This is a genomic window from Cellulomonas algicola (genome assembly GCF_019024305.1).
Classification (GTDB): domain Bacteria; phylum Actinomycetota; class Actinomycetes; order Actinomycetales; family Cellulomonadaceae; genus Cellulomonas; species Cellulomonas algicola.
The window spans coordinates 47,930-73,957 of sequence record NZ_JAHKSJ010000032.1; the positions used below are offsets into that span (position 1 = coordinate 47,930).

Genomic DNA, 26,028 nt, shown 5'->3' on the forward strand with positions numbered 1-26,028 from the left:
AGTCCGTCCCGGACGACGAGCGCCGGGGACACCCGCGACCACCCGGGACCACCCCGTCGCGCGCCCGACCCGCGACGTTCGTAGAGTGGCGGCCTCATGGCACCTCCCGACGCTCCACGACGGGCGCGGGCACGGCAGGCCCTGTCGTCCTTGCGCCGCGAGCTCCTGACCGTCGGGCCGCACGGGCACGCGCACTGGCCCGCGATCCGCGTCGGCCTCAGCGTCACCGTGCCCCTCGTCGCGTGCCTCGCCCTCGGGCATCCCGGGTGGACCCCCTTCGCGACGTTCGGCGCGATGTGCTCGGTGTACGGCAAGCAGCTCGACTACGCCGCCCGCGCGCGCCTGCAGGCCGGGACCGGGCTCGCGCTCGTCGCCGCGGTGGTCGCCGGCACCGCCGCCGGGGTCGTCGCCCCCGGCTCCCTCCTGGCCGTCGCCACGATGGCCGTGTTCTCCGCCCTCGGCTGCGTGCTCGCCCGGGTCCTCGGCTGGTCGCCCGTCCCGTCGCTGTTCCTCGTCTTCGCGGTCGGGACGCTGTCGTCGTACGCGCACCCCGCGTCCGACCTCGTGCCCGCCGTGGTGCTGCCCACCGCGGCGGCGGCGCTCGCCGTCGCGCTCGGTCAGGTCGGCCGCTGGTTGCCGACGTCACGCCGCCCTCGCGTACCCGCCCCCGCACCGTCGCCCCTGCGCGCGGCGCTCGCGAGCCGCACGGTCGTCGTCGACGTCGCGGTGCACGCCGCCGCGCCGCTCGCCGCCGGGGCGATCGCCCTCGCCGCGGGCCTCGGCCACCCGTACTGGGCGGCGGTCACCGCGACCGTCCCCCTGGTCGGGCCCACGCCCGTGGCACGCGTCGGACGGGCGGCGCAGCGCGTCGCCGGCACCCTGCTCGGCGTCCTCGTCGCGGCCGCGATCCTCGCCGGGGACCCGTCGCCGTGGGTCCTCGTGGCCTGGGTGGCGGCCCTCCAGGTGGTCACCGAGCTGTTCGTCGCGCGCCACTACGGCATCGCCGTCGTGGCCATCACCCCCATGGCGCTCGTCCTGTCGTGGCTCGGCGGCGGTCCGACGACGCTCGACCGGCTCGTCGTCGACCGCGTCGTCGAGACCGTCCTCGGGGCCGCGGTCGGCGTGCTCGTGCTCGCGCTCGCGCGCCTGCTCGACCCGCCACGGCGCCGTGCGGCTACCGGCCGAGCAGCGGTGCCGGGTTGACCGTCGACCCGTTCCGGTACACCTCGAAGTGCAGGTGGCACGCACCGGACAAGCCGGTGTTGCCCGAGTAGCCCACGAGGTCGCCCCGACGGACGCGCTGCCCCGCGGCGACCGTGGACCGCGTGAGGTGGTTGAGGCTGCTCATGAGCGACTGCCCGTCGACCGGCCCGTGGTCGAGCATGACCTGGTTGCCGAACCCGTTGCGCCACTGGGACCACCGCACGACCGCGTCGCGCGGTGCGTACAACGGGGTGCCGCAGTACGTCCGCAGGTCGATCCCCGCGTGCAGGCGCGTGTAGCCGAGGATCGGGTGCAGCCGCATGCCGTAGCTCGACGTCACGTGCATCGGCGTGATCGACGTGGGGTTCGTGAACACCGGGCCCGACCCACCCGACGCCGGCGGCGGGGCGGGCTGCGGGGCGGGCGGCGCCTGCGGCTGCGGCGGCGGCTGACCGGCCTTCGCCGCCTCCTCGGCACGGGCACGCTCCTGCTCGGCGCGGACCCGCTCCTGCTCGACCCGGACCCGCTCCTGCTCGGCGGCGACCCGCTGCTGCTCGGCGATGATCCCGGCGAGCTCCGCCTCGATCGCGGCGCGCTCGCGGTCGGCCGCGGCCGCCTCGGCCTCGGCCTGCGCGGTCATGTCGTCCAGCCGCCGGCGTGTGGCCTCCTGCTCCGCGAGCAGGCGCGTGATCTCCGCCTCGCGCGCGGCCGCGTCCGCGCGGGCCCGGTCGGCGCGCACGACCTCCGCGTCGGCCTCGGCCCGCAGCGCGCCGATCCTGTCCGCGACCGCCGCGAGCCGCGCCTCGTGGTTGCGCGTGGCCGCCGCGAGCGCGGTCAGCTCCTGGAGCAGCCGGTCCTGGCTGCGCTGCGCCGTCTCCAGCGCCTGCATCCGCGAGCTGAACTCGTCCAGGTCCTCGGCGTCGAGCACGACCGCCAGTCCGGAGGCGCCGGCGCCGCCGCGCTGCGCCTGCCGCGCGAGCTGCCCGATCGCGGCGCGCACCTCGTCGTCGCGGGCGCTGGTCCGCGCGAGGCCGTCGCGCAGCGTGGACTGCTGCTCGCGGGCGTCGACGAGGCGCGCCGCCAGGATCTCCGCGCGACGCTCCGCGCCGTCGAGCGTCGCCTGAGCCGCGCGCAGCTGCTCCTGCGCGGCGGGCAGCCGCGTCTCCGTCTCGGCGAGCTCCGCGACGGCCCGCGCGAGGTCCGCCGACAGCCCTTCGACCGACGCGCGGAGGTCGTCGGTCCGCTGCCGAGCGCCCTCGGCCTGCTCCTGCGCGGAGCGCCGACGGTCGTCCAGGTCGTCGGCCGCACCGGCCGCGGCCTGCAGCGGGAGCAGCAGCGCGGCCGCCACGAGGACGGCGACGCCGCGGCGCGCGCGGGGCGGTCGGCGCCGGTCGACGGACGGCACCTCGGTCGGATCGGGCACCGGGCGACGGTAGGTGGAGTCGTGCGCCTCGCGGCGGCGGCGCGCCCGGGTGCCGCTGAACCTCATCCGGTCGGCAGGGACGTCGAGGCCGCCCGACGGGCGCCGGGCTGCTCGTCGCGCGACCGCTGCGACGTTCGCCCGTCGCACCCCTCAACCCTGCGGGCCTCCGGTCGATCGACCTGGGGGAAGGAGGACCATGGACGCGATCATGGGCATCGCCCAGCGCATGGCGGAGATCCGCGGCAGCCTGCAGGCCGTCGCGCCCGCACCGGTGGCGCCCCGCACGACGACCGCCTCGCCGACGGCGGCGACGTTCGCGGCCGCGCTCGAGACCGCCGTGTCGCAGACGCAGGGGACGTCGACCGCGCGCGACGCGTCCGGCGTCCCGGTGGACCTCGCGCGGTACGGCAACGGCCGGATCCCGCCCGACGCGCTCGCGCCCGTCGGCTCGACCGGCCACCGCCTCTGGGCACCCGCCGCGCAGGCGTTCGGCGACCTGACGGCAGCGGCCGCACGCGACGGCGTGCGGATCGGCATCACCGACTCCTACCGCTCCTACGACGCGCAGGTCGACGTCGCTGCACGCAAGGGCCTCTACTCGCAGGGCGGCCTCGCCGCCGCGCCCGGGACGAGCCCGCACGGCTGGGGGCTCGCGCTCGACCTCGCCCTCGACGACCGCGCGCAGGCGTGGATGCGTGCCAACGCCGGCACGTACGGCTTCGTGGAGGACACGCCGCGCGAGCCGTGGCACTGGGTCTACTCGCGCTGATCCTCACGGACTCCCGTGCCGTCGCGCCCCTGGGTGCGGCGCCTGGGGACCATTGGCCCTGCCCGGCGCGTCGCCCGCGGGACGACGCTGGAGAGGTGCAGGCGACGGTGCCTGCGCGTCGGGAGGGGAGGAGCCATGAAGGCGCTCGTGTTCCACGGTCCGGGCCAGATCGCGTGGGAGGAGGTCCCGGACGCGCACCTGGTCGAGCCGACCGACGTGGTCGTGCGCATGGAGGCGACGACGATCTGCGGCACCGACCTGCACATCCTCAAGGGCGACGTGCCGGCCGTGACGGACGGGCGCGTCCTGGGCCACGAGGGTGTCGGCACGATCGTCGCGGTGGGCGGCGGTGTGCAGCGGCACGCGGTGGGGGACCGGGTCGTCGTGTCGTGCATCAGCGGGTGCGGCGTGTGCACGTCCTGCCGGAGCCAGAACCCGTCGCACTGCCTGGCGCCCGAAGGAGCGTCCGGGATCGGATGGGTCCTGGGCCACCTCGTCGACGGCACCCAGGCGGAGCTCGTGCGGGTGCCGTTCGCCGACACCTCGCTGCACGCCCTGCCGGCGTCCGTGCCGGACGAGCTCGCCGTCCTGCTGTCCGACATCCTGCCGACGGGCTTCGAGATCGGCGTGCAGTACGGGCACGTCCGGCCCGGCGACACGGTGGCCGTCGTGGGCGCGGGACCGGTCGGGCTCGCCGCAGTCGCGACGTGCGCGCTGCACGGCGCGGCGCAGGTCGTCGCGGTCGACCGCGCCCGGCACCGTCTCGACGTCGCCAAGGAGCTCGGAGCCACGCTCTCGGTCGACGCCCGGGCGGACTGGAAGGCCGAGATCATGGGCGTCACCGACGGAGCGGGCGTCGACGTCGCGATCGAGTGCGTCGGCGTCCCGGAGACGTTCACGATGTGCACCGAGCTGGTGCGTCCCGGCGGGCACGTCGCCAACGTGGGCGTGCACGGCCGGCCGGTCGAGCTCGCGCTCCAGGACCTGTGGATCCGGAACATCACGATCACCACGGGCCTCGTGAACACCACGACCCTGCCGATGCTGCTGCGCCTCGTCGCCGCGGGGAAGCTGCCGGTGGAGGCGTTCGTGACGCACCGGTTCGCGCTGTCCGACGTGCTCTCCGCCTACCGGACGTTCGGCAGCGCGGCCGACACGCACGCCCTCAAGGTCCTGATGACCGCGTGACGACCGCTGCCGCTCGACCGCGCCCGCACGGACGGGACCCGGCGCCCGGCGACGGTCGCCCGCAGGACGTCGGGCGCGCGGCCCGAGCGGCACCGCTGACGACAGGACGGCGGGCGGTCACAACGTTTCTGCCACCCGGTCCGTCCTCGGTGGTGGAAGGTGGTGCACCACTGCGGCGGAGAGGACGACATGGACGACGCGCGCCGGCGCAGCGACGACGTCATGGGCGTCGTGGCGCGCGAGTGCGGGCGTCGCTGTGCGCGTACGCGTACCTGCTGACCGGTGACCTCCGGGACGCCGAGGACCTCGTGCAGGACGCCTTCGCCTGAGGTGTCCCAGTGGTTCGCGACGTGCCCCACCGCCGACAGCGACGAGGACGTGGCGCCCGGCACGTACGGCCTGTACGTCTACTCCGTGCTCCTCGCCGCCGGCGCACCGGACCTCTCCCCGTCACCACGGATCGCGGTCGGCGGGCCGTTCCCGGTCACGCTGCGCTGAACCCGCCCGGCGTGCTCCGTCGTCGGACGCCGTCCGCGACGTCGACGGGCGCACGCACGACTGAGGGCCGCCCCGGTTGCCCGGTGACGGCCCTCAGTCGTGCTGTGATGCTGGTGGGCGATACTGGGATCGAACCAGTGACCTCTTCCGTGTCAGGGAAGCGCGCTACCGCTGCGCCAATCGCCCGTGGGGGGACATGCTGCGAGGTGGAGATGGGATTCGAACCCACGTATACGGCTTTGCAGGCCGCTGCCTCGCCTCTCGGCCACTCCACCCTGAGACCGCAGTCCTCAGCGACTGAGGACCAGTCGATCAGGAGTGTCTGCCTCCGAGCGGACGACGGGATTCGAACCCGCGACCCTCACCTTGGCAAGGTGATGCTCTACCACTGAGCCACGTCCGCGCTGCACGTCCCCCGGTTTCTCACCGGCGTTCCGTGTGCGTCCCAGACTCTAACCGAGTCTTCCGGCCAGAGTCCAACTGGCTCCCGGAGCCGCGTGTTCATGCGGATCCGTGGGGTCGGACGACCGCCTCGCTACCGTGTGCGGGTGCACGAGCAGCCCTCCGTCAGCCCCGGGACCGCGTGGTTCGGCGACGTCGAGGCGTCGGGTGTCGTCGAGGCCGTGGACGTCCGTGACCAGCCGGAACGCCTGCGGACGCCGGGCTGGTGGGCCGTCGTGGGGGAGTTCGAGGGCGCGGTGCGGGCCTGGCGCTTCGCCGACGTGTCGCGTCGTTCCGAGCGCTCGCACGCGCCGGTGTGGCGCGGGCCACACGCGTCCGCCTGGGTGTCGTCGATGGGGGAGGACGCGTACCGGAGCGCGGTCGAGCGCGTGCGGTCGGCGGTGGCCGAGGGGGACGTCTACCAGGCGAACCTCTGCCGGGTGCTGTCCGCGCCGCTCGCGGCGGGCGGCGACGGCGACGAGCCGGACGCGCACGCGCTCGCCGCGGTGCTCGCCGAGGGGAACCCGGCGCCCTTCGCCGGTGGTGTGCACGTGCCCCGCGGCGGCGGCGTCGATCCTGTGTGGGTCGTGAGCGCGTCCCCGGAGCTGTTCCTCCGCGTCGAGGACGGCGTCGTGACGTCGGCGCCCATCAAGGGGACCGCGGTGACCGTCGACGGCCTCACCGCGAAGGACCGGGCCGAGAACGTCATGATCACCGACCTCGTGCGCAACGACCTGCAGCGTGTGTGCCGGCCGGGCACGGTCGAGGTGACGACGCTCCTCGGCGAGGAGCAGCACCCGGGCCTCGTACACCTCGTGTCGACCGTGCAGGGCACGCTCGACCCCGTGGTGGCGGCCGCTCCCGACCTGTGGGCCCGGCTGCTCGACGCGACGTACCCGCCCGGGTCGGTGTCGGGTGCGCCCAAGCTGGCCGCGCTCGACCTCATCACGGCGCTCGAGGCGGCACCCCGCGGGCCGTACTGCGGCGCGGTCGGCTGGGTCGAGGTCGGCGACGACGGGTCCGTCCGCGCCGAGCTCGCGGTGGGCATCCGGACGTTCTGGTGGCGCGACGGCGTGCTGCGGTTCGGCACGGGCGCGGGGATCACGTGGGGGAGCGACCCGGACGCCGAGTGGGCGGAGACGGCGCTCAAGGCGCGGCGGCTCGTGGCGCTCGCGTCGCGGTGACCTGCGCGCCCGTTGCCGCGCGGGGTGCGAGACTGGCGAGATGAGCGTCGTGATCTGGTCCGACGGTGCGCTGCGCGAGCCCACCGACCCGCTCGTCACCGGTGTCGACCACGGCCTGACGGTCGGCGACGGCGTCTTCGAGACGTGCGCCGTCTACGAGGGGCAGGCGTTCGCGCTGACCCGGCACCTGCGTCGGCTCCGGCGCTCCGCGCTGGGCCTCGGCCTCGGCGAGCCCGACCTCGACGAGGTGCGCACGGCCGTGGACGAGGTGCTCGCCGTCGCCGGCGATGCGGGGCGCCTGCGGATCACGCTCACGGGCGGCCCGGGGCCGCTGGGCTCGCACCGGTTCGACCCCGAGGAGCAGCGGCAGACGCTCGTCGTGCTGGCCGGTCCGGCCACGCGCGCGCAGGTGTCGCGGGTCGTGCGCGTGCCCTGGGTGCGCAACGAGCGCTCGGCCGTCGCTGGCCTCAAGACGACGTCGTACGCGGAGAACGTCGTGGCGCTCGCCGAGGCGTACCGGCAGAGCGCCGACGAGGCGGTCCTCGCGAACACCGTCGGGGAGCTGTGCGAGGGCACGGGCTCGAACGTGTTCGTCGAGCGCGGCGGCGAGCTCGTCACCCCGCCGCTGTCGAGCGGCTGCCTGGCGGGCATCACGCGCGAGCTGCTGCTCGAGTGGGGCGCCGCCGACGGGTTGCCCGTCCGCGAGGCCGAGCCCGGCGAGCTGCCCTACGAGGTGCTCGACGAGGTCGTCGCGGGCGACGCCCACCTGCTGCTCAGCGGCTCGATCCGCAACATCGCCCCGACGGTGCGCGTCGACGCGGTCGACGTGGCCGCGGGACCGCTGTCGCTCGCCGCCCAGCGGCTGTTCCAGGAGCACGTGGGGCGCGACCTCGACCCGTGAGGTCGCCGGCCGCGCGCGCCCGCCGAGTCGCACGGCAGCGGGCTCCGGGGTGCTGGTGACCCGACGTCGCGAGGCCCGTGCGCTGCTCGTCCGGACGCACGACGACCGGCCCCGCCCTGTGGACGGAACCGGTCGGTGGTGCTGCGGTCAGGCCGTGAGCAGCGCTGCGATCAGGGCCGTGATCTCGCTCTCCATGCGGGCGCTCTCGGATCCCAGCGGGACGAGAGCCTCCGTCGAGGCGAGGAAGCGGGTGATGGGCTCGGTCGGCGCGGCGAGCAGGGCGCTGCCCTCGACCCCGTTGAGCGACACGAGCGTGTAGTCGGGGTCTTCGTCGCGCCACACCTGCACGTCGCCGGTCCCCGCGGGCGCGTCGGCCGAGGCGAGCATCCCGAGGGACAGCAGCTCGCGGCCGAGGAGCCACGTCGACATGGTGTGGGGTCCGGTGAAGACCGCGCGCACCGTGTACGGGTCCGACGTGCGGAAGGAGAGCTCGGCGCTGACCGGGATCACGCTCGCGTCGGAGCCGATCAGCTGCATGGCGACGACCTCGACGACGTCGTACGACGACTGCGTCATCGGGTCCTCCTGTCTCGCTAGGGCTGGAGGTCCCATCATGGCAGGACAGATGCCCGATTGGACCGGTCCCGGGCGCGAGTTCACCCGGAGGGACCTGTGCCATCACCCTCGTCGGCGAGAGCGGCCGTTTCGTGGCCCCGTGTCGATAACGGTATCGTCCACGACGCCCTCCGCGGACCGGAAGCCGGTTCGGAATCTGGCCGCAGGTTGGGTAGCATCCTCTTCGACGTCGCCCCCGGGCGAGGTCACGGGCGATTGGCTCAGTGGTAGAGCGCCTCGTTCACACCGAGGAGGTCACTGGTTCGAACCCAGTATCGCCCACCACCGAAGGCCCCGACCGGCGAGTCCGCTGGTCGGGGCCTTCGTCGTCCCGAGGCTCCGCGGGGGATCACCGCCGGCACGGACGTTCGCGCGAGGTTCACCCGTTCGGCCCACCGCAACCGCGGCGAGAAGGCACGTCGTGCGGCCCCGCGCGCAGGACCGTGCGCAGGGGAATCACGGCCGGTCGCGTCGTCGCGCGCCGGTAGCATCGAGGGGCCCGCCGCCCGGCCGGCACCCACCCAAGGAGGCAGCACCCGTGCCCGAGCTCATCCACCTCACCGTCGACGGCACCGCCACGACCGCCGAGCCGGGGACCACGGGCACGCAGCTCTTCGCCGACCGCCGCGACGTGCTCGTCGCCCGCGTCGACGGCGAGCTCCGCGACCTGCACCTCCCGGTGCCCGACGGCGCCGTCGTCGAGGGCGTGACCGCGGCCGACCCCGAGGGGCTCGCCGTGCTGCGGCACTCCGCGGCGCACGTGCTCGCGCAGGCCGTCCAGGAGATCAACCCCAAGGCGAAGCTCGGCATCGGCCCGCCCGTGACCGACGGCTTCTACTACGACTTCGACGTCGACACCCCGTTCACCCCCGAGGACCTGCGCGCGATCGAGAAGGTCATGGGGCGCATCGTCAAGGAGGGGCAGACCTTCCGCCGGTGGGACGTGACGGAGGTGGAGGCGCGCGAGGAGCTGAAGGACGAGCCCTACAAGCTCGAGCTCATCGGCCTCAAGGGCGACCCCGCGGCGGCCGACGGTGCGTCGGTCGAGGTCGGCCTCGGTGGCCTGAGCATCTACCAGAACGTGCGCGGCGCCGGTCGCGAGAGCGAGCAGGTCGTCTGGCAGGACCTCTGCCGCGGCCCGCACGTGCCGTCGACCCGCGCGCTCGGCAACGGGTTCCAGCTCACCCGCTCCGCGGCCGCGTACTGGCGGGGGAGCGAGAAGAACCCGCAGCTGCAGCGCGTCTACGGCACCGCGTGGCCCACCAAGGACGAGCTCAAGGCGTACCTCGACCGCGTCGCCGAGGCGGAGCGGCGCGACCACCGCCGGCTCGGCAACGAGCTCGACCTGTTCTCCTTCCCCGACGAGATCGGGTCCGGGCTCGCGGTGTTCCACCCCAAGGGCGGTCTCATCCGCATGGAGATGGAGGCGTACTCGCGCAAGCGGCACGTCGAGTCGGGGTACTCGTTCGTCAACACCCCGCACATCACCAAGGAGCGGCTGTTCCAGCTCTCCGGGCACCTCGACTGGTACTCGGACGGCATGTACCCCCCGATGCACCTCGACGAGGAGCTCGACGAGGAGGGGAACGTCAAGCGGCAGGGGCAGAACTACTACCTCAAGCCGATGAACTGCCCGATGCACAACCTCATCTACCGCTCGCGCGGCCGGTCCTACCGCGAGCTGCCGCTGCGGCTGTTCGAGTTCGGCACGGTGTACCGGTACGAGAAGTCGGGCGTGATCCACGGCATGACCCGCGCGCGCGGGTTCACGCAGGACGACGCCCACATCTACTGCACCAAGGTGCAGATGAAGGACGAGCTGACGAGCCTGCTCACCTTCGTCCTCGACCTGCTCAAGGACTACGGCCTCGACGACTTCTACCTCGAGCTGTCGACCAAGAACCCCGACAAGTTCGTCGGGTCGGACGACGTCTGGGAGGAGGCGACCGAGACGCTGCGCCAGGTCGCCGAGGCGTCCGGCCTGGACCTCGTCCCGGACCCGGGCGGCGCCGCGTTCTACGGCCCGAAGATCTCCGTGCAGGCCAAGGACGCGATCGGGCGGACCTGGCAGATGTCGACGATCCAGCTCGACTTCAACCTGCCCGAGCTGTTCGAGCTCGAGTACACCGCGCCCGACGGCTCGCGCCAGCGGCCGGTCATGATCCACCGCGCGCTGTTCGGGTCGATCGAGCGGTTCTTCGCGGTCCTCACCGAGCACTACGCGGGCGCGTTCCCCGCGTGGCTCGCGCCCGTCCAGGTGCTCGCCGTGCCGGTCGCCGAGCCGTTCGAGCCGTACCTCGAGCAGGTCGTCGCGCAGCTGCGCGCGGAGGGCATCCGCGCGGAGATCGACCGCTCCGACGACCGGTTCGGCAAGAAGATCCGCAACGCGTCGACGCAGAAGATCCCGTTCGTGCTCATCGCCGGTGGCGAGGACGCCGACGCGGGTGCCGTGTCGTTCCGGTACCGCGACGGCCGTCAGGACAACGGCGTGCCCGTCGCGGAGGCGGTCGAGCGGATCGTCACGGCCGTGCGCGAGCGCGCGCAGGTCTGACGGGTGAGCACCACCGACCCCGGTGCCGGGGCCGCGCACGACGACGTCGTCGCGAGCCCCGGCACCTCCGGGACCGACCGGCCGGGCGACCTCGCGGGCGTCCCGGACGGCTTCGAGCGGCTCTGGACGCCTCACCGCATGGCGTACATCGGCGGGCAGGACAAGCCGACCGACGCCGACGCCGGCCCCGGGTGCCCCTTCTGCCGCATCCCGTCGCTGTCCGACGAGGACGGTCTCGTCGTCGCGCGCGGCGAGACCGCCTACGTCGTCATGAACCTGTACCCCTACAACTCGGGGCACGTGCTCGTCTGCCCGTACCGCCACGTCGCCGACTACACGGACCTCACCGGCGACGAGGTCGTGGAGGTCGCCGCGCTCACGCAGACGGCGATGCGCGTGCTGCGTGCGGTCTCGGGCCCGCACGGCTTCAACCTCGGCATGAACCAGGGCGACGTCGCCGGCGCCGGGATCGCCGCCCACCTGCACCAGCACGTCGTCCCGCGCTGGGGCGGCGACTCGAACTTCCTGCCGATCGTCGGACGCAGCCGCGCGCTGCCCGAGCTGCTCGGCGACACGCGGGCACGCCTCGCGGCGGCGTGGCCGGGCGCCGAGACCGGCGGCACCGGCGCCGACGTGGACGCGAAGGGATGACCGGCACGTGCTGAACCGACTCCGGGGCGCGATGCAACGCGTCCTCACGCCCCTCGCGTCCGCGCTGCTGCGCCTGGGCGTCTCGCCTGACGCGGTGACGATCGCCGGCACCCTCGTCGTCGTGGTCACGGCGTTGTGGGCCTTCCCGACCGGCCATCTGTTCCTCGGCGCGCTGCTCATCGGGCTGTTCGCGCTCACCGACTCCCTCGACGGCGTCATGGCGCGGCAGTCCGGCCGCTCCGGACCGTGGGGCGCGTTCCTCGACTCGACGCTCGACCGGTTCGGCGACGGCGCGATCTTCGCCGGTCTCGTCCTGTGGTTCTTCGGGCGCGGCGACGACGAGGTCACGGCCGTGCTCGCGCTCACCTGCCTCGTCCTGGGCTCCGTCGTGCCCTACGCCCGTGCACGTGCCGAAGGGCTCGGCATGTCCGCGTCCGGCGGCATCGCGGAGCGCGCGGACCGCCTGCTCGTCGCGCTCGTCGCGACCGCCGCCGTCGGGCTCGGAGCACCGACCGTCGTGCTGACGGTCGTCCTCGGGCTCCTCGCCGTCGCGTCGGCGGTCACCGTCGTGCAGCGGATGGCGAAGGTGCACCGCCAGGCCGTCGGGGTGACCGAGTGAACGTCGACATCGCCCGTCTCTACCGGCTCGCGTGGCGGTACGCCGGCAAGGTGCCCGGCCCCGTCCTGCGGGGCGCCGCGCGGCTCGCCGCCGACGTGACCTGGCTGCGTCGCGGCGGCGGGGTCCGACGCCTCGAGAAGAACCTCGGCCGCGCCCGGCCCGACCTCGACGCGCGCGCTCTGCGGCGCCTCAGCCGTGCCGGCATGCGCTCCTACATGCGCTACTTCACCGAGGCGTTCGCGCTGGTCGGCGTCTCGCAGGAGCAGGTCGACGCCCGGGTGCGCGCCGTGCACCGCGAGCGGGCGCAGCCGTACCTCGACGCCGACGGCCCGATCCTCATGGCGCTGGGCCACGTCGGGAACTGGGACCTCGCGGGCGCCTGGGCCACCCGGCACCTCGCACCCGTGACGACGGTCGCCGAGCGCCTCGAGCCCGAGGAGCTGTTCCAGGAGTTCGTCGCGTTCCGCGAGAGCATCGGGCTGCGGATCATCCCGCTGTCCGGCGGCGGCGACGTGTTCCGCGACCTCATCCGCGCCGCACGCGGCAGCGCCGCCGTGATCCCGCTGCTCGCGGACCGCGACCTCACCGCGAAGGGCGTCGAGGTCGACCTGTTCGGGCACCGCGCACGCGTCGCTGCCGGGCCGGCGGCGCTCGCGGTGTCGACCGGTGTGCCGCTGTTCCCCGTCCTCGTCCGCTACGAGCGGCTGCGCGGCGCCCGGCGCCGGGCTGCCGGTTCGCCGTGGGGCGTGACGATCGAGTTCAGCCCGGTGGTGCCCGTGCCCGAGGGCCTGCCCCGGGCCGAGCAGATCCGCGTCATGACGCAGGCGTGGGTCGACGCGCTGGCCGACGGCATCCGGCAGTACCCGCAGGACTGGCACATGCTGCAGCGGGTGTTCGTCGACGACCTCGACCCGGCCCGGTACGCGGCGACGGTCGCCGCGTCCGAGGGCGGGTCGTGAGGCTCGGCCGGGGGCGCGGCGACGGACGCCGGCTCCGCGTCGGGATCGTCTGCCCGTACTCGTTCGACGTGCCCGGCGGCGTGCAGTTCCACGTGCGCGACCTCGCCGAGGCCCTCCTCGCACGTGGGCACGAGGTCTCGGTGCTCGCGCCCGCGGACGACGACACGCCCGTCCCGCCGTACCTCACCGCCGCAGGCAAGGCCGTGCCGGTCCGCTACAACGGCTCGGTCGCGCGCCTGACGTTCGGGCCGATGACCGCCGCGCGCGTGCGCAAGTGGCTGGCCGCGGGGCAGTTCGACGTGCTGCATCTGCACGAGCCCGTGACGCCGAGCCTCAGCATGCTCGCGCTGTGGATCGCCGACGGCCCGGTCGTCGCGACGTTCCACACGTCGCAGGTGCGCTCGCGCTCGATGCAGGTCGCGTACCCGCTGGTCCGCCAGTCGCTCGAGAAGATCTCCGCGCGCATCGCGGTGTCGGAGGACGCGCGCCGGACGCTCGTCGAGCACCTCGGGGGCGACGCGGTCGTCATCCCGAACGGGGTCTACGTCGACGCGTTCGCGCAGGCGCGTCCGGACGCGCGCTGGACGGGCACGCCGTCGGCGCCGACGGTCGCGTTCCTGGGCCGGCTCGACGAGTCGCGCAAGGGCCTGCCGGTGCTGCTCGGCGCCGTGGGACGCGTGCTCGACGAGCTGCCGGGCGCACGCTTCCTGGTCGCGGGTCGCGGCGACTCCGGGCCGGAGCAGGCGCGCGAGGTGCTGGGCGACCGTGCGGGCGCCGTCGAGTTCCTCGGCGGGGTCTCGGACGAGGACAAGGCCCGGCTCCTCGCGTCCGTCGACGTGTACTGCGCGCCCCAGACGGGCGGCGAGAGCTTCGGCATCGTGCTCGTCGAGGCGATGAGCGCGGGCACGGCGGTGGTCGCGAGCGACCTCGGTGCGTTCTCGCGCGTGCTCGACGACGGCGCCGCGGGCGTCCTGTTCCGCACGGGCGACAGCGAGGACCTCGCGCGCACGCTCGTGCGCGTGCTGCGGGACGCGGACCTGCGCGCCCGCGTCGTCGAGACCGCGCGCACGTCGGTGCGGCGGTACGACTGGTCGGTCGTGACCGACCAGGTGCACGCGGTGTACGAGATGGTCGTCGCCGGACGGGACGCGCCGGTCGGCGAGGACCCGTCGTCGGTGCGGGGTGCGCGGCTCCTCGAGCTGCGCCGGTCGTGGGGTGAGCGGTGAGCTGGTCCGAGGTCACGGTCGTCGTCGTCCTGGTGGTGGCGCTCGGCCTCTGGTGGGCGTGGGTCGCCGCGTCGCGGCTCGACCGCCTGCACCGCAAGGTCGCCGCGTCGCGCGCGGTCGTCGAGGCCCAGCTGCTGCGTCGGGCGACCGTCGCCGCGGGTCTCGCGACGTCCGGGCAGCTCGACCCCGTGAGCTCGGTGCTCGTCGCGGAGGCCGCGTGGGCGTCGCTGTCGACCGGCACGTCGACGAACGACGCCGGCGCGCTGCCGCCGGGGATGCGCGACCTGCTGTCGGAGGAGGCAGCGTCGTCGTCGGGCGACCCCGACGCGCGCGGGCGCGTCGAGAGCGAGCTGTCCGCGACCCTGCGCGAGGCGCTCGGCGACCCCGACGACGTCGCCGCGCTGCGTGCCGACCCGGACGGGGACGAGCTGCTCGGCAGCCTCGGGTCCGCCTGGTACCGCGTGCAGCTCGCGCGGCGGTTCCACAACGAGGCCGTGGCCCAGACGCTGCGCGCGCGGCGCGGTCCGCTCGTGCGGCTCTTCCGTCTCGCCGGGCACGCGCCCGCGCCGCGCACGCTCGAGCTCGACGACGAGTGGCCGGCGGCGCTGGGGCGGCCCGGTGCGCGCGCGTCCGAGGGGCGCGTCGGCGGGGCGACCGGACCCGGCGTCGAGGGGCCGTCCGCCGCGGTCTGAGAGACGCACCACACCGCGGCCCGGAGCATGGACGGCGCCGGGGAGCCGCTCGGCGAGCGACTACGATGGGAGGACGGGCGGACGCCCGGCCCTCCACCCGCACCACATCATGTGAGGCTCGACGTGACCAGCGAGAACACCCAGCCGACCACCACGACGCAGGAGCCGACCGTCGGCACCGCGCGGGTCAAGCGCGGCATGGCGGAGATGCTCAAGGGCGGCGTGATCATGGACGTCGTCACCGCGGAGCAGGCGAAGATCGCCGAGGACGCGGGTGCCGTCGCCGTCATGGCGCTCGAGCGCGTCCCGGCCGACATCCGTGCGCAGGGCGGCGTCGCGCGCATGAGCGACCCGGACCTCATCGACGGCATCATCGAGGCCGTCTCCATCCCCGTCATGGCGAAGGCGCGCATCGGCCACTTCGTCGAGGCGCAGGTGCTGCAGTCGCTCGGCGTCGACTACGTCGACGAGTCCGAGGTCCTGACGCCCGCCGACTACGCGCACCACATCGACAAGTGGGCGTTCACCGTCCCGTTCGTGTGCGGGGCGACCAACCTGGGCGAGGCGCTGCGTCGCATCACCGAGGGCGCCGCGATGATCCGCTCGAAGGGCGAGGCCGGTACGGGCGACGTCTCGAACGCGACGACCCACATGCGCACGCTGCGCGACGAGATCCGCCGGCTGACGTCGCTGCCCGAGGACGAGCTGTACCTCGCCGCCAAGGAGCTCCAGGCGCCGTTCGACCTCGTCAAGGAGGTCGCGACCGCCGGCAAGCTGCCCGTCGTCCTGTTCACCGCGGGCGGCATCGCCACGCCGGCCGACGCCGCGATGATGATGCAGCTCGGCGCGGAGGGCGTCTTCGTCGGGTCGGGCATCTTCAAGTCCGGCAACCCGGCCGAGCGCGCGGCCGCGATCGTCAAGGCGACGACGTTCTACGACGACCCCGACGTCGTCGCGAAGGTCTCCCGCGGCCTCGGCGAGGCCATGGTCGGCATCAACGTCGACGACGTGCCGGTGCCGCACCGCCTCGCCGAGCGGGGCTGGTGACCTCCGACCCGCACGGACCCGGGGCCGCGGACGGCGTGACGTCGTCCGCGGCCCTCGGCCTGCCCGGCGGCGACGCGGCCACGGTCGCGGCCGGCGAGGGTGCCGTGCCGGTGGCGGCGCGCGGGCACGCCGACGGCGGGGGACCGGTGCACGGGCTCGGCCCCGAGTGGCGTCCCGGGCCCGACGGGCTGCTGTTCCGGCGCGCCGCGCGCGTGATCCTGCTCGACGAGGACGACCGCGTGCTGCTCATGCGCGGGCACGACGTCGACCAGCCCGAGCGCAGCTGGTGGTTCACGGTCGGCGGCGGCATCGACGACGGCGAGGACTCGCGCACCGCGGCGCTCCGCGAGCTGCGCGAGGAGACCGGCATCGTGCTGGACCCGGCCGCGCTGCAGGGTCCGGTGCTCACGCGGTCGGCGATCTTCGACTTCTTCGCGCAGCACTGCCGCCAGGACGAGGACCTCTACCTCGCGCGGGTCCGCTCGACGGACGTCGGCGAGCTGAGCCGCGAGGGGTGGACCGAGCTCGAGGCCGGGGTGCTCGACGAGCTCCGCTGGTGGCCGCTCGACGAGCTCGCCGCGGTCGAGATCGAGGTGTTCCCCGTCGGGCTCGCGGCCCTCGTGCAGGACCTCGCGGCGGGATGGGACGGCACGGTGCGGCACCTGGGGCTCGCGCACGAGCACTGAGCGGTGCGACGCCGGGACGGGGGGGCGGTGCCTCGTCACGCGACGGAGCGGGTCCCGTCGCGTCATCCCGCAGGGGGTACTGACCAGTAACGTCGACTGTGTACGGTCGAGAGCATGCCCACCCTGGCCCCGACGTCCCCGACGCTGCACATCCCCCGCAGCGGCATCCGCACCCTGATGGAGCTCGCGCACCGCGACCCGGAGGCGCTCCACCTCGAGATCGGCGAGCCCGACACCGCGCCGCCCGCGCACGTCGTCGACGCCGCGGCGCGGGCCGCGCACGACGGGCGTGCCGGCTACACCGCGAGCACCGGACTCGCCGAGCTGCGCGAGGTCGCCGCCGAGCGGGTCACGCGCGTCAGCGGCCGCCCGACGCACCACGACGACGTCGTCGTGACGCACGGCGCGATGCACGGGCTCACCATGACGATGGCCGCGCTGCTCGGCCCGGGCGACGAGATCCTGCTGCCGGACCCGATGTTCCCGAACTGGGCGATGGCCGCGATCTCCGTCGGGGCCGTCGTCCGGACCTACCCGACGTCGGCCGAGCGGGGCTTCGTGCCCGACGTCGCCGACGTCGAGGCGGCCGTGGGCCCGCGCACGCGGGCGATCGTCGTGTGCTCGCCCAACAACCCGACGGGCGCGGTGTACCCGGCCGACGTCGTCGCCGGCCTCGTGGGCGTGGCCCGCCGGCACGACCTGTGGGTGCTCTCCGACGAGTGCTACGAGGCCGTCACGTTCGGCGCGACCCACGTCAGCCCGGCCGCCTTCGACACCGACGGACGGGTCGTCGTCCAGCACAGCCTGTCGAAGACGTACGCGATGACGGGGTGGCGCACCGGGTTCCTCGCGACGCCGCGGCACGACCTGGTCGAGACGATCGGCCACGTCGCCGAGGCGACGATCGCGTGCCCGTCGGCGCCCGGGCAGCACGCGGCCCTCGCCGCACTCACCGGGCCGCAGGACGCCGTGACCGACGCGGTCGCGCAGTACCGCGCGCGGCGCGACGCGGCCGTCGCCCTGCTCGACGCCGCAGGCCTTGGCTACGTGCGGCCCGAGGGCGCCTTCTACCTCATGGTCGACGTCGGGACGCCGGACACCGACGCGTTCGCGCTGCGGCTGCTCGCCGAGCGGCACGTCGCCGTCGCGCCCGGGTCGACGTTCGGGCCGGCCGCGCACGGGCAGGTCCGCGTCAGCCTCGCCGCGTCGCCGTCGGTGCTGCACGAGGGGCTCGCGCGTCTCGTCGCGGCCGTCGCCGCGCACACGCCCGCCGAGCCGTCCACGCGCCGAGAGCACGTCGCGGCCGAGGGGCCGACCGCCAGCCGGGCATCGTCCGGGCGGCTCGCGACCGCGAACTAGGATCGCCCGTCGTGACCGTGACCGTCGGAGTGCTCGCCCTGCAGGGCGACGTGCGCGAGCACGTCGCCGCCCTCACGACCGAGGGGGCCCACGCCGTCCCCGTCCGTCGGGAGCGCGAGCTGGACGCCGTCGACGCGCTGGTCATCCCGGGCGGCGAGTCGACGACGATCGACAAGCTGCTGCGCGCGTTCGACCTGTTCGAGCCCGTGCAGCGCCGGTTGCGCGACGGGATGCCCGCGTACGGGTCCTGCGCGGGCATGATCCTGCTCGCCGACCGGGTGCTCGGCGGGATCGAGGGCCAGCAGACGCTCGGTGGCGTGGACGTCACGGTGCGGCGCAACGCGTTCGGGCGGCAGGTCGACTCGTTCGAGACGGACCTCACGATCGAGGGCGTCGAGGACGGGCCACTGCACGCCGTCTTCATCCGTGCGCCGTGGGTCGAGGAGGTCGGTCCGGCCGCCGAGGTCGTCGGGCGCGTCGAGTCGGGCCCGGCCGCCGGTAGGATCGTCGCGGTCCGCCAGGGGCCCGTCCTCGTGACGTCCTTCCATCCGGAGGTCACGGGCGACACCCGGGTGCACCGTCTGTTCGTCGAGATCGTCCGCGAGAGCCAGGGGTAGGCAGAGCCGATGTCGGGTCATTCCAAGTGGGCCACCACCAAGCACAAGAAGGCCGTCGTCGACGCGAAGCGCGGCAAGCTCTTCGCGAAGCTGGTCAAGAACATCGAGGTGGCCGCCCGCACGGGCGGTGGTGACCCCGCGGGCAACCCGACGCTGTTCGACGCCATCCAGAAGGCGAAGAAGTCGTCGGTCCCGAACGACAACATCGACCGCGCCCTCAAGCGCGGGTCCGGCCAGGAGGCCGGCGGCGCCGACTACCAGACGATCATGTACGAGGGCTACGGCCCCGGCGGCATCGCGGTGCTGGTGGAGTGCCTCACCGACAACCGCAACCGCGCCGCGTCCGACGTGCGCGTCGCGTTCACCCGCAACGGCGGCCAGATGGCCGACCCGGGCTCGGTGTCGTACATCTTCAGCCGCAAGGGCGTCGTCATCGTCCCCAAGGAGGGCACCGACGAGGATGCCGTCATGGAGGCGGTCCTCGACGCGGGCGGCGAGGAGGTCAACGACCTCGGCGAGTCCTTCGAGGTGCTGAGCGAGGCGACCGACCTGGTGCCCGTCCGCACGTCGCTGCAGGACGCCGGCATCGAGTACGACTCCGCCGACGTGGTGTTCTGGCCGTCGACGCAGATCGAGGTCGACGCCGAGGGCGCGCGCAAGATCCTGCGCCTCATCGACGCACTCGAGGACTCGGACGACGTGCAGAACGTCTACGCCAACTTCGACGCCTCCGACGACGTCATGGCGGAGCTCGAGGACGACTGACGACAGGCGCGCAGCCTCCCGGGGATCGACCCGGGAGGCTGCGACCATACGAGCGTGCGCGTCCTCGGAGTCGACCCCGGCCTGACCCGGTGCGGTCTCGGTGTCGTCGACGGCCTGCCCGGGCGGCGCACCCGGCTCGTCGCGGTCGGCGTGGCGCGGTCCCCGGTCGACGACGAGGTCGACCAGCGCCTGCTCGCGATCGAGGCGCAGATCGAGGAGTGGCTCGAGGAGCACGCGCCCGACGCCGTCGCGGTCGAGCGCGTGTTCGCCCAGCACAACGTGCGCACGGTCATGGGCACGGCCCAGGTCGCGGGGATCGCGATGGTCGCCGCGGCGCGTCGCCGCATCCCTGTCGCGCTCCACACCCCCAGCGAGGTCAAGGCCGCGGTCACGGGCAACGGCCGCGCCGACAAGCCGCAGGTCCAGACGATGGTCGCGCGGCTGCTCAGCCTGGACGAGATCCCCAAGCCTGCCGACGCGGCCGACGCGCTCGCGCTCGCGATCTGCCACCTGTGGCGGCCGGCCGGGGCGCTCGGCGCACCGCAGCGGGCACCCGGGTCCATGACGGCCGCGCAGCGCGCGTGGGCGGCGGCGGAGCAGGCGGCCAAGCGGCACGCGTGACGCGCGTGTCCTGTCGTACAGGTGTTCGGTCGGTGTGCGAGAGTAGCGCCGTGACGACGACGGAGAGGACGCCGCGGTGATCGCGTCGGTGCGGGGGACGGTCCTGGCGGTGCGGCTCGACGCGGCCGTGGTCGAGGTCGGCGGCGTCGGGATGCTCGTGCAGGCCACGCCCGCGACGCTCGCGGGGCTCCGGGTCGGCGCGCAGGCCACGTTGTCGACGTCCCTCGTCGTCCGCGAGGACTCCCTCACGCTGTTCGGGTTCGCCGACGCCGACGAGCGCGAGGTCTTCGAGGTGCTCCAGACCGTGTCGGGCGTCGGCCCGCGGCTTGCCCTCGCGATGCTCGCGGTGCACACGCCCGACGGCCTGCGCCGCGCGGTCGCAGGGGAGGATCTCGCCGCGCTCATGCGGGTCCCCGGCATCGGGCGCAAGGGCGCCCAGCGGATCGTCCTCGAGCTCGGCGACCGGCTCGGTGCGCCGGTGCCCGCCGCGGGGAGCGCGTCGGCGTCCGACGACCGGCGCGACCAGGTGGTCGAGGCGCTCGTCGGGCTCGGCTGGAACGCGCGGACGGCGGGCGACGCGGTCGAGCGCGTGCTCGCGGACGCCCCCGGGCCGGTCGCCGCCGACGAGGTCGCGGGCGTGCTGCGCGCCGCGCTGCGGACCCTCGGCGGCGGGCATGGCTGACGACGAGGAGCTCGCGACCGAACGGCTGCCCGCCGAGTCGCTGGTCCGGTCCGGTGCCGACGACCTCGAGCGTGCCGCCGAGGCCGCGCTGCGCCCCCGCTCGCTCGACGAGTTCGTCGGGCAGCGCGTCGTGCGCGACCAGCTGTCGCTCGTCCTGCAGGCCGCGCGTCGCCGCGGCCGCGCCCCCGACCACGTGCTCCTGTCCGGCCCGCCCGGCCTGGGGAAGACGACGCTCGCCATGATCATCGCGGCCGAGCTCGGCACGTCGCTGCGCGTCACCAGCGGTCCGGCGATCCAGCACGCGGGCGACCTCGCGGCCGTCCTGTCCTCCCTCGAAGAGGGCGAGGTGCTGTTCCTCGACGAGATCCACCGCCTCGCGCGCCCCGCCGAGGAGCTGCTGTACGTCGCGATGGAGGACTTCCGTGTCGACGTGGTGGTCGGCAAGGGGGCCGGGGCGAGCGCGATCCCCCTGGCACTGCCGCCGTTCACGGTCGTCGGCGCGACGACCCGCGCGGGCCTGCTGCCCGCCCCGCTGCGCGACCGGTTCGGCTTCACCGGCCACCTCGACTTCTACGAGACCCACGAGCTCGAGCGCGTGCTCCTGCGCTCGGCCGGCCTGCTCGGCGCTCCGCTGGCCGCGGACGCCGCCGCGGAGATCGCGTCGCGGTCGCGCGGCACCCCCCGCATCGCCAACCGCCTGCTGCGCCGCGTGCGCGACTGGGCCGAGGTGCGCGGCGACGGCTCGCTCGACCTGGGCGCCGCGCGCGCCGCGCTCGAGGTGTACGAGGTCGACGAGCGCGGGCTCGACCGCCTCGACCGCGCCGTGCTGTCTGCGCTGTGCACACGGTTCGGCGGCGGGCCCGTGGGGCTGACCACGCTCGCCGTCGCCGTGGGCGAGGAGCCCGAGACGGTCGAGACGGTGGCCGAGCCGTTCCTCGTGCGCGAGGGCCTGATCGGCCGGACGCCGCGCGGGAGGGTCGCCCTCCCCGGCGCGTGGGAGCACCTCGGGCTCGAGCCGGTCGCCGGCCCGGGCACCCTGTTCGGCTGACGGCCGGTCGAGGGAACCGGGCGGCACGCCCGGACGTTGGAGCGGCGGGCCGCTGCGCCTAGACTGCCGCAGTCACACCACTCGATCGGAGCCGTACTCGTGCCGGACCTCAGCTTCCTCCTCTTCGTCGCCGTCGCCTTCGGCCTGCTCTGGCTCATGACGAGCCGCAGCCGCAAGCAGCAGCGCACGGCGCAGGAGTTCCGGAACAACCTCGCCCCCGGGGACGAGATCATGACCGGCTCCGGCCTGTTCGGCACGGTGGTGGAGGTCGACGGCGACGTCGTCACCGTCGAGTCGACCCCGGGCAACCGCACGCGCTGGATCCGCGCCGCGATCGCCAAGAAGGTCGACCCGCCCGTGGAGGAGGACGAGTACACGGACGAGGCCGACGACGAGGAGACCGACGACGAGGCCGTGACCGATGCCGACCGCATCGCGCGCGCCAACGACGAGGTCATCGACGTCCCCGACGACCTGTCCTCGCTGCCGCCCGTCCTGCGCAAGAAGGACGACGAGCCGGACACCAAGTAACCGCACGGCCCGGGTGACGACGCCCGGGCCTGGACCCCACCGGTCACCTGCGTGACCGGTGCGCGCACGAGAGAAGACTCCGTTGGCCCCTCCTACCCGCCGTCACCGGCCGGCCCGCACGCTCCTGTGGCTCGGGCTGCTGATCGTCGCCATCTTCGGCACGATCTTCGCCGGCACCAAGACGTCCGACGCCACGTGGACGCCCAACCTCGCGCTCGACCTCGAGGGTGGCACGCAGATCATCCTCAAGCCGGTGTCGGAGGACCCCGGCGCGATCACGTCCGAGACGATCAACCAGGCGATCGCCGTCATCCGACAGCGCGTGGACTCGTCCGGTGTCGCGGAGGCCGAGATCACGAGCCAGGGCAACAACATCGTGGTCGCGCTTCCAGGGACGCCGAGCGAGGAGACGCTCGACCTCGTCCGGACGTCGGCGCAGATGGAGCTCCGTCCCGTGCTCGTGGCCGGGGCGCCCACCCCCACCACGGCGGACGACGCCGCGACGCCCGCACCGACCGAGTCGGCGGCCGCCCAGGCGGGCGAGGACGGCGAGGCGGCTGCGGGTGACGCGTCGGCGGAGGCCGCGGCGACGCCCGAGCCGACGCCGAGCGCGTCGGAGGCGCCGTCGGACACGCCGTCCAAGGCCTCGCCGGACAACGCGAGCGACATCGCGTACTACGTGACGCCCGCGGTCCAGGCGGAGTACGACGCGCTCGACTGCACCGACCCGAAGAACCTCACGGGTGGCGCCTCGGGCGACCCGGACAAGGCGTTCGTGACCTGCGACCCGGAGGGTCAGGGGAAGTTCATCCTCGGTCCGGTCGAGATCGAGGGCAAGGAGATCGACAGCGCGAGCTCGGGACTGCGGACGACGCAGTCCGGCGCGACCACGGGTGAGTGGGTCGTCAACCTCGAGTTCAGCTCGAAGGGCACGACGGAGTTCACCGAGGTGACGACGCGTCTGCAGGGCCTGTCGACGCCCCAGAACCAGTTCGCCTTCGTGCTCGACGGACTCGTCATCTCGGCGCCGAGCCTCGCGCCCGGGACGATCATCTCCAACGGCAAGCCCGAGATCTCGGGCAGCTTCACGCAGGAGTCGGCCGCCACGCTGGCGAACCAGCTGAACTTCGGCTCGTTGCCGCTCAGCTTCACGGTCCAGAGCGAGGAGCAGATCTCCGCGACGCTGGGCTCGGAGCAGCTGCAGAAGGGCCTCATCGCAGGCCTCATCGGCCTGATCCTCGTGGTCGTCTACTCGCTGCTCCAGTACCGGGCGCTGGGGCTTCTCACGGTCGCGTCGCTCGTGGTGGCGGCCGTCCTCACGTACGGCGTCATCACGCTGCTGTCGTGGACGCAGGGCTACCGCCTGTCGCTGCCCGGTGTCGCGGGCCTGATCGTCGCGATCGGGATCACGGCGGACTCGTTCATCGTGTACTTCGAGCGCATCCGTGACGAGCTGCGCGAGGGCCGGACCCTGCAGGCCGCCGTCGAGCGCGGGTGGGAGCGGGCGCGGCGCACGATCCTGGCCTCCGACGCGGTCAACTTCATCGCGGCGATCGTGCTCTACGCGCTCACCGTCGGTGGCGTCCGGGGCTTCGCCTTCACGCTGGGGCTCACGACGATCATCGACGTGATCGTGGTGTTCCTCTTCACGCACCCGATGATGACGCTGATCGCCCGCACGAAGTTCTTCGGCGAGGGCCACCCGGCGTCCGGCCTCGACCCGCGCCGCCTGGGCGTCGACACCGTGCGCTATGCCGGTCGCGGCCGCGTGGTCTCGCCGTCGACCACCGGCAAGTCGGCGAAGAAGGACGGCGACCGCGTCCCGGTCGGCGTCGGGACGAGCGGCGCCGCCGTGACGTCCGGCCCGACGATCGCGGAGCGCCGCGCGGCGGCCCGCGCGGCCGCCGGCGACGGGTCGGCACCGCCGCCCGACGCGCCCGAACCGACGCCTGACGCAGCCGCGCAGCACGAGCCCCGGACCGGGCGCACCGAGGGGAGCGAGCACTGATGGCCCAGGGATTCGCCCAGTGGGGCAACGACCTCTACACGGGGCGCCGGTCGTACGACATCGTCGGCCGCCGTCGCGTCTGGTACACGATCTCGGCGATCCTCGTCGCGATCTCGGCGGTGCTGCTGATCAAGCCCGGCCTCAACCCGGGCATCGAGTTTCGCGGCGGGTCGGAGTTCGTCGTCTCGAACGTCCAGAACCTCGACCAGCAGCTGGCGATCGACACCGTGCAGGAGATCGCGCCGGCCGAGTCGCCGAAGGTGACGACGGTCAGCGGCAAGAGCCTGCGCATCCAGACCGCCGAGCTGAGCAACGCGGACGTCGAGGAGGTGCAGGGCGCGCTCGCCGAGGCGTACGACGTCCCGAAGGACCAGGTGACGACCTCGTTCATCGGCCCGTCGTGGGGCGCGGACATCTCGCGCAAGGCGATCACCGGCATCCTCGTCTTCCTCCTGTTCGTGACGATCGTGATGACGATCTACTTCCGCAACTGGCGGATGGCGATCGCCGCGCTCGTCGCGCTGTTCCACGACCTGATCATCACGGCGGGCGTCTACGCGGGCGTCGGCTGGGAGGTCACGCCGGCGACGGTCATCGGCTTCCTCACGATCCTCGGGTACTCGATCTACGACACCGTGGTCGTGTTCGACAAGGTGCGCGAGAACACGGCCGACACGCTCGACCAGAGCCGCTTCACCTACGCGGAGAAGGCCAACCTCGCGGTCAACCAGACGCTCGTGCGGTCGATCAACACGTCCGTCGTCGCGCTGCTCCCGGTCGCGTCGATCCTCTTCGTGGGCGCGTTCGTCCTCGGGGCGGGCACGCTGCGCGACATCGCGCTCGCGCTCTTCGTCGGCATGCTGATCGGCACGTTCTCGTCGATCTTCCTCGCGACCCCGGTCGAGGTCTCGCTGCGCGAGCGCGAGCCCGCGATCCGCGAGCACACGCGCAAGGTGCTCGCGGCACGCGAGCAGCGGCGCACGGGCGGGTCGGAGGACGAGGACCCCGAGGCCCTGGCCGCCGCGACCATCCACTCGGCGGGTCAGCTCCGTCCGGGCGCGCACCAGGGTGTCGCCGCGCAGCCGAAGCGGCGCCGGTGATGACCTCCATCGACGGATCGACCGCGGGGGCGCTCTCGGGCGCCCCCGCGGGCCGTGCGGCGCTGCTCGCGCGCGTCGACGAGCTCGTGCGCCGTGTGCCGGACTACCCGAAGGCCGGTGTCCTGTTCCGGGACATCACGCCGCTGCTGGCCGACGGCCCCGCGTTCGCGGGCGTCGTCGACGCGATCGCCGCCGACGCTCCGGACGGCGTGGACCTGGTCGCCGGCATGGAGGCCCGCGGGTTCCTGCTCGCGGCGCCCGTCGCGACCGCGCTCGGCGCCGGCGTGCTCCCCGTGCGCAAGGCGGGCAAGCTCCCCGGGCCGACCGCCGTCGAGCACTACGAGCTCGAGTACGGGCATGCGTCGGTCGAGATCCACCCGTTCACGGTGCCCGAGGGCGCGCGCGTGCTGGTGATCGACGACGTGCTCGCCACGGGTGGCACTGCGGCGGCGACCGTGGCGCTGCTCCGGCGGTGCGGCGCCGACGTCGTCGGGCTGTCGTTCCTCGTCGAGCTGCTCGGACTCGACGGACGTGCGCGACTGGGGGACCTGCCCGTCGACGCGCTCGTGCAGGTGCCCTGACCTCGTCCGTCGCGGTGACGCGGGCGGTCGCGTGTCGGTGCGCGCCTGCGGGCAGACGTAGAC

At 74.0% G+C, this 26,028-nt stretch carries 26 protein-coding genes and 4 tRNA genes; 25 read left to right on the top strand and 5 right to left on the bottom strand.

From position 1 onward, the window contains the following. The first annotated feature begins 96 nt into the window (after positions 1-96). Positions 97-1,203: an FUSC family protein gene (locus tag KOV94_RS18900; protein WP_218052877.1), complete on the top strand. Its 1,107-nt coding sequence runs from the start codon at positions 97-99 to the stop codon at positions 1,201-1,203. Here KOV94_RS18900 and KOV94_RS18905 read toward each other — a convergent pair. Continuing rightward, positions 1,175-2,626: a peptidoglycan DD-metalloendopeptidase family protein gene (locus KOV94_RS18905; RefSeq protein ID WP_308160663.1), complete on the bottom strand. Its 1,452-nt coding sequence runs from the start codon at positions 2,624-2,626 to the stop codon at positions 1,175-1,177. The two genes, KOV94_RS18900 and KOV94_RS18905, sit on opposite strands and share 29 nt — an antisense overlap. A 196-nt stretch (positions 2,627-2,822) precedes the next feature. Between KOV94_RS18905 and KOV94_RS18910 the strand changes: the two genes are divergently transcribed. The 3 genes from KOV94_RS18910 (at position 2,823) to KOV94_RS18920 (ending at position 5,081) form a co-directional block, all read left to right on the top strand. Beyond that, on the top strand, positions 2,823-3,395 hold the full coding sequence (locus KOV94_RS18910; protein WP_218052878.1) for a M15 family metallopeptidase: 573 nt from the start codon (positions 2,823-2,825) through the stop codon (positions 3,393-3,395). 135 nt (positions 3,396-3,530) lie between these two features. Next, positions 3,531-4,583, top strand: a complete 1,053-nt coding sequence (locus KOV94_RS18915; protein ID WP_218052879.1) for a zinc-dependent alcohol dehydrogenase family protein — start codon at positions 3,531-3,533, stop codon at positions 4,581-4,583. A 330-nt stretch (positions 4,584-4,913) separates the two neighbouring features. Continuing rightward, positions 4,914-5,081, top strand: a complete 168-nt coding sequence (locus KOV94_RS18920) for a hypothetical protein (RefSeq protein WP_160142931.1) — start codon at positions 4,914-4,916, stop codon at positions 5,079-5,081. A 111-nt stretch (positions 5,082-5,192) separates the two neighbouring features. Here the strand turns inward: KOV94_RS18920 and KOV94_RS18925 are convergent. The 3 genes from KOV94_RS18925 to KOV94_RS18935 form a co-directional block, all read right to left on the bottom strand. Further along, positions 5,193-5,267 (bottom strand) — tRNA-Val (locus tag KOV94_RS18925). Between the two features lie 18 nt (positions 5,268-5,285). Next, positions 5,286-5,356 (bottom strand) — tRNA-Cys (locus KOV94_RS18930). Between the two features lie 56 nt (positions 5,357-5,412). Next, positions 5,413-5,484 (bottom strand) — tRNA-Gly (locus tag KOV94_RS18935). 145 nt (positions 5,485-5,629) lie between these two features. On the opposite strand from KOV94_RS18935, the gene KOV94_RS18940 reads away from it, so the two are divergent. Together KOV94_RS18940 and KOV94_RS18945 are read left to right on the top strand one after the other, a co-directional pair. After that, positions 5,630-6,706 carry a chorismate-binding protein gene (locus tag KOV94_RS18940; RefSeq protein ID WP_372449507.1) on the top strand — a complete coding sequence of 359 codons (1,077 nt, stop codon included), beginning with the start codon at positions 5,630-5,632 and terminating at the stop codon, positions 6,704-6,706. Between the two features lie 40 nt (positions 6,707-6,746). After that, positions 6,747-7,607 carry an aminotransferase class IV gene (locus KOV94_RS18945; RefSeq protein WP_218052880.1) on the top strand — a complete coding sequence of 287 codons (861 nt, stop codon included), beginning with the start codon at positions 6,747-6,749 and terminating at the stop codon, positions 7,605-7,607. A gap of 147 nt (positions 7,608-7,754) precedes the next feature. On the opposite strand, the gene KOV94_RS18950 is transcribed toward KOV94_RS18945, so the two are convergent. Next, on the bottom strand, positions 7,755-8,183 hold the full coding sequence (locus KOV94_RS18950; protein WP_124344144.1) for an SsgA family sporulation/cell division regulator: 429 nt from the start codon (positions 8,181-8,183) through the stop codon (positions 7,755-7,757). Between the two features lie 249 nt (positions 8,184-8,432). Here KOV94_RS18950 and KOV94_RS18955 point away from each other — a divergent pair. The 19 genes from KOV94_RS18955 to KOV94_RS19045 all read left to right on the top strand — a co-directional run bounded on the left by KOV94_RS18955 (position 8,433) and on the right by KOV94_RS19045 (position 25,965). After that, positions 8,433-8,507: transfer RNA gene (locus KOV94_RS18955), tRNA-Val, on the top strand. Between the two features lie 253 nt (positions 8,508-8,760). After that, the gene (gene thrS / locus KOV94_RS18960; RefSeq protein ID WP_218052881.1) at positions 8,761-10,773 is read left to right on the top strand and encodes a threonine--tRNA ligase; all 2,013 of its coding nucleotides are present in this window, start codon (positions 8,761-8,763) and stop codon (positions 10,771-10,773) included. Positions 10,774-10,776: 3 nt separating this feature from the next. Further along, positions 10,777-11,424, top strand: coding sequence for an HIT family protein (locus KOV94_RS18965; protein ID WP_308160664.1), 648 nt, complete (start codon positions 10,777-10,779; stop codon positions 11,422-11,424). Positions 11,425-11,431: 7 nt separating this feature from the next. Continuing rightward, positions 11,432-12,043 (top strand): phosphatidylinositol phosphate synthase, encoded by a 612-nt coding sequence (gene pgsA / locus KOV94_RS18970; protein WP_124344146.1) that lies wholly within the window; start codon positions 11,432-11,434, stop codon positions 12,041-12,043. After that, positions 12,040-13,002: a phosphatidylinositol mannoside acyltransferase gene (locus KOV94_RS18975; RefSeq protein ID WP_124344147.1), complete on the top strand. Its 963-nt coding sequence runs from the start codon at positions 12,040-12,042 to the stop codon at positions 13,000-13,002. Before pgsA ends, KOV94_RS18975 begins: the two co-directional genes overlap by 4 nt. Continuing rightward, positions 12,999-14,228, top strand: coding sequence for a glycosyltransferase family 4 protein (locus KOV94_RS18980; RefSeq protein ID WP_162352092.1), 1,230 nt, complete (start codon positions 12,999-13,001; stop codon positions 14,226-14,228). The genes KOV94_RS18975 and KOV94_RS18980 overlap by 4 nt, the downstream gene beginning before the upstream one ends. Continuing rightward, positions 14,225-14,920, top strand: coding sequence for a hypothetical protein (locus tag KOV94_RS18985; RefSeq protein WP_218052882.1), 696 nt, complete (start codon positions 14,225-14,227; stop codon positions 14,918-14,920). The genes KOV94_RS18980 and KOV94_RS18985 overlap by 4 nt, the downstream gene beginning before the upstream one ends. A 123-nt stretch (positions 14,921-15,043) precedes the next feature. Continuing rightward, complete coding sequence (gene pdxS / locus KOV94_RS18990) at positions 15,044-15,967, top strand: pyridoxal 5'-phosphate synthase lyase subunit PdxS (protein WP_124344150.1); 924 nt, start codon at positions 15,044-15,046, stop codon at positions 15,965-15,967. After that, positions 15,964-16,653, top strand: coding sequence for an NUDIX hydrolase (locus KOV94_RS18995; RefSeq protein WP_218052883.1), 690 nt, complete (start codon positions 15,964-15,966; stop codon positions 16,651-16,653). Before pdxS ends, KOV94_RS18995 begins: the two co-directional genes overlap by 4 nt. A 114-nt stretch (positions 16,654-16,767) precedes the next feature. After that, on the top strand, positions 16,768-18,012 hold the full coding sequence (locus tag KOV94_RS19000) for a pyridoxal phosphate-dependent aminotransferase (RefSeq protein WP_124343895.1): 1,245 nt from the start codon (positions 16,768-16,770) through the stop codon (positions 18,010-18,012). Positions 18,013-18,023: 11 nt separating this feature from the next. Continuing rightward, positions 18,024-18,629, top strand: a complete 606-nt coding sequence (pdxT, locus tag KOV94_RS19005) for a pyridoxal 5'-phosphate synthase glutaminase subunit PdxT (protein WP_162352088.1) — start codon at positions 18,024-18,026, stop codon at positions 18,627-18,629. 9 nt (positions 18,630-18,638) lie between these two features. Beyond that, on the top strand, positions 18,639-19,394 hold the full coding sequence (locus KOV94_RS19010; RefSeq protein ID WP_124343893.1) for a YebC/PmpR family DNA-binding transcriptional regulator: 756 nt from the start codon (positions 18,639-18,641) through the stop codon (positions 19,392-19,394). Between the two features lie 54 nt (positions 19,395-19,448). Continuing rightward, positions 19,449-20,015, top strand: a complete 567-nt coding sequence (gene ruvC / locus KOV94_RS19015) for a crossover junction endodeoxyribonuclease RuvC (RefSeq protein ID WP_124343892.1) — start codon at positions 19,449-19,451, stop codon at positions 20,013-20,015. A 76-nt stretch (positions 20,016-20,091) separates the two neighbouring features. Beyond that, positions 20,092-20,697, top strand: coding sequence for a Holliday junction branch migration protein RuvA (gene ruvA, locus KOV94_RS19020; RefSeq protein WP_218052884.1), 606 nt, complete (start codon positions 20,092-20,094; stop codon positions 20,695-20,697). Then, positions 20,690-21,745 carry a Holliday junction branch migration DNA helicase RuvB gene (gene ruvB, locus KOV94_RS19025; RefSeq protein ID WP_218052885.1) on the top strand — a complete coding sequence of 352 codons (1,056 nt, stop codon included), beginning with the start codon at positions 20,690-20,692 and terminating at the stop codon, positions 21,743-21,745. The genes ruvA and ruvB overlap by 8 nt, the downstream gene beginning before the upstream one ends. Before the next feature lie 99 nt (positions 21,746-21,844). Next, the gene (gene yajC / locus KOV94_RS19030) at positions 21,845-22,276 is read left to right on the top strand and encodes a preprotein translocase subunit YajC (protein ID WP_268904344.1); all 432 of its coding nucleotides are present in this window, start codon (positions 21,845-21,847) and stop codon (positions 22,274-22,276) included. An 82-nt stretch (positions 22,277-22,358) separates the two neighbouring features. Then, on the top strand, positions 22,359-24,284 hold the full coding sequence (secD, locus tag KOV94_RS19035) for a protein translocase subunit SecD (protein WP_218052886.1): 1,926 nt from the start codon (positions 22,359-22,361) through the stop codon (positions 24,282-24,284). Further along, positions 24,284-25,384, top strand: a complete 1,101-nt coding sequence (gene secF / locus KOV94_RS19040) for a protein translocase subunit SecF (RefSeq protein ID WP_124344102.1) — start codon at positions 24,284-24,286, stop codon at positions 25,382-25,384. The genes secD and secF overlap by 1 nt, the downstream gene beginning before the upstream one ends. Continuing rightward, the gene (locus KOV94_RS19045; protein WP_218052887.1) at positions 25,384-25,965 is read left to right on the top strand and encodes an adenine phosphoribosyltransferase; all 582 of its coding nucleotides are present in this window, start codon (positions 25,384-25,386) and stop codon (positions 25,963-25,965) included. Before secF ends, KOV94_RS19045 begins: the two co-directional genes overlap by 1 nt. Positions 25,966-26,028 lie beyond the last annotated feature (63 nt).

Coding starts and splice junctions, on each gene's coding strand:
- KOV94_RS19045 (WP_218052887.1), top strand. CDS start 25,384: ATGACCTCCATCGACGGATCGACCGCGGGGGCGCTCTCGGGCGCCCCC.
- KOV94_RS18910 (WP_218052878.1), top strand. CDS start 2,823: ATGGACGCGATCATGGGCATCGCCCAGCGCATGGCGGAGATCCGCGGC.
- secF (WP_124344102.1), top strand. CDS start 24,284: ATGGCCCAGGGATTCGCCCAGTGGGGCAACGACCTCTACACGGGGCGC.
- KOV94_RS19010 (WP_124343893.1), top strand. CDS start 18,639: ATGTCGGGTCATTCCAAGTGGGCCACCACCAAGCACAAGAAGGCCGTC.
- KOV94_RS18900 (WP_218052877.1), top strand. CDS start 97: ATGGCACCTCCCGACGCTCCACGACGGGCGCGGGCACGGCAGGCCCTG.
- KOV94_RS18950 (WP_124344144.1), bottom strand. CDS start 8,183: ATGACGCAGTCGTCGTACGACGTCGTCGAGGTCGTCGCCATGCAGCTG.
- KOV94_RS19000 (WP_124343895.1), top strand. CDS start 16,768: ATGCCCACCCTGGCCCCGACGTCCCCGACGCTGCACATCCCCCGCAGC.
- ruvB (WP_218052885.1), top strand. CDS start 20,690: ATGGCTGACGACGAGGAGCTCGCGACCGAACGGCTGCCCGCCGAGTCG.
- KOV94_RS18915 (WP_218052879.1), top strand. CDS start 3,531: ATGAAGGCGCTCGTGTTCCACGGTCCGGGCCAGATCGCGTGGGAGGAG.
- KOV94_RS18945 (WP_218052880.1), top strand. CDS start 6,747: ATGAGCGTCGTGATCTGGTCCGACGGTGCGCTGCGCGAGCCCACCGAC.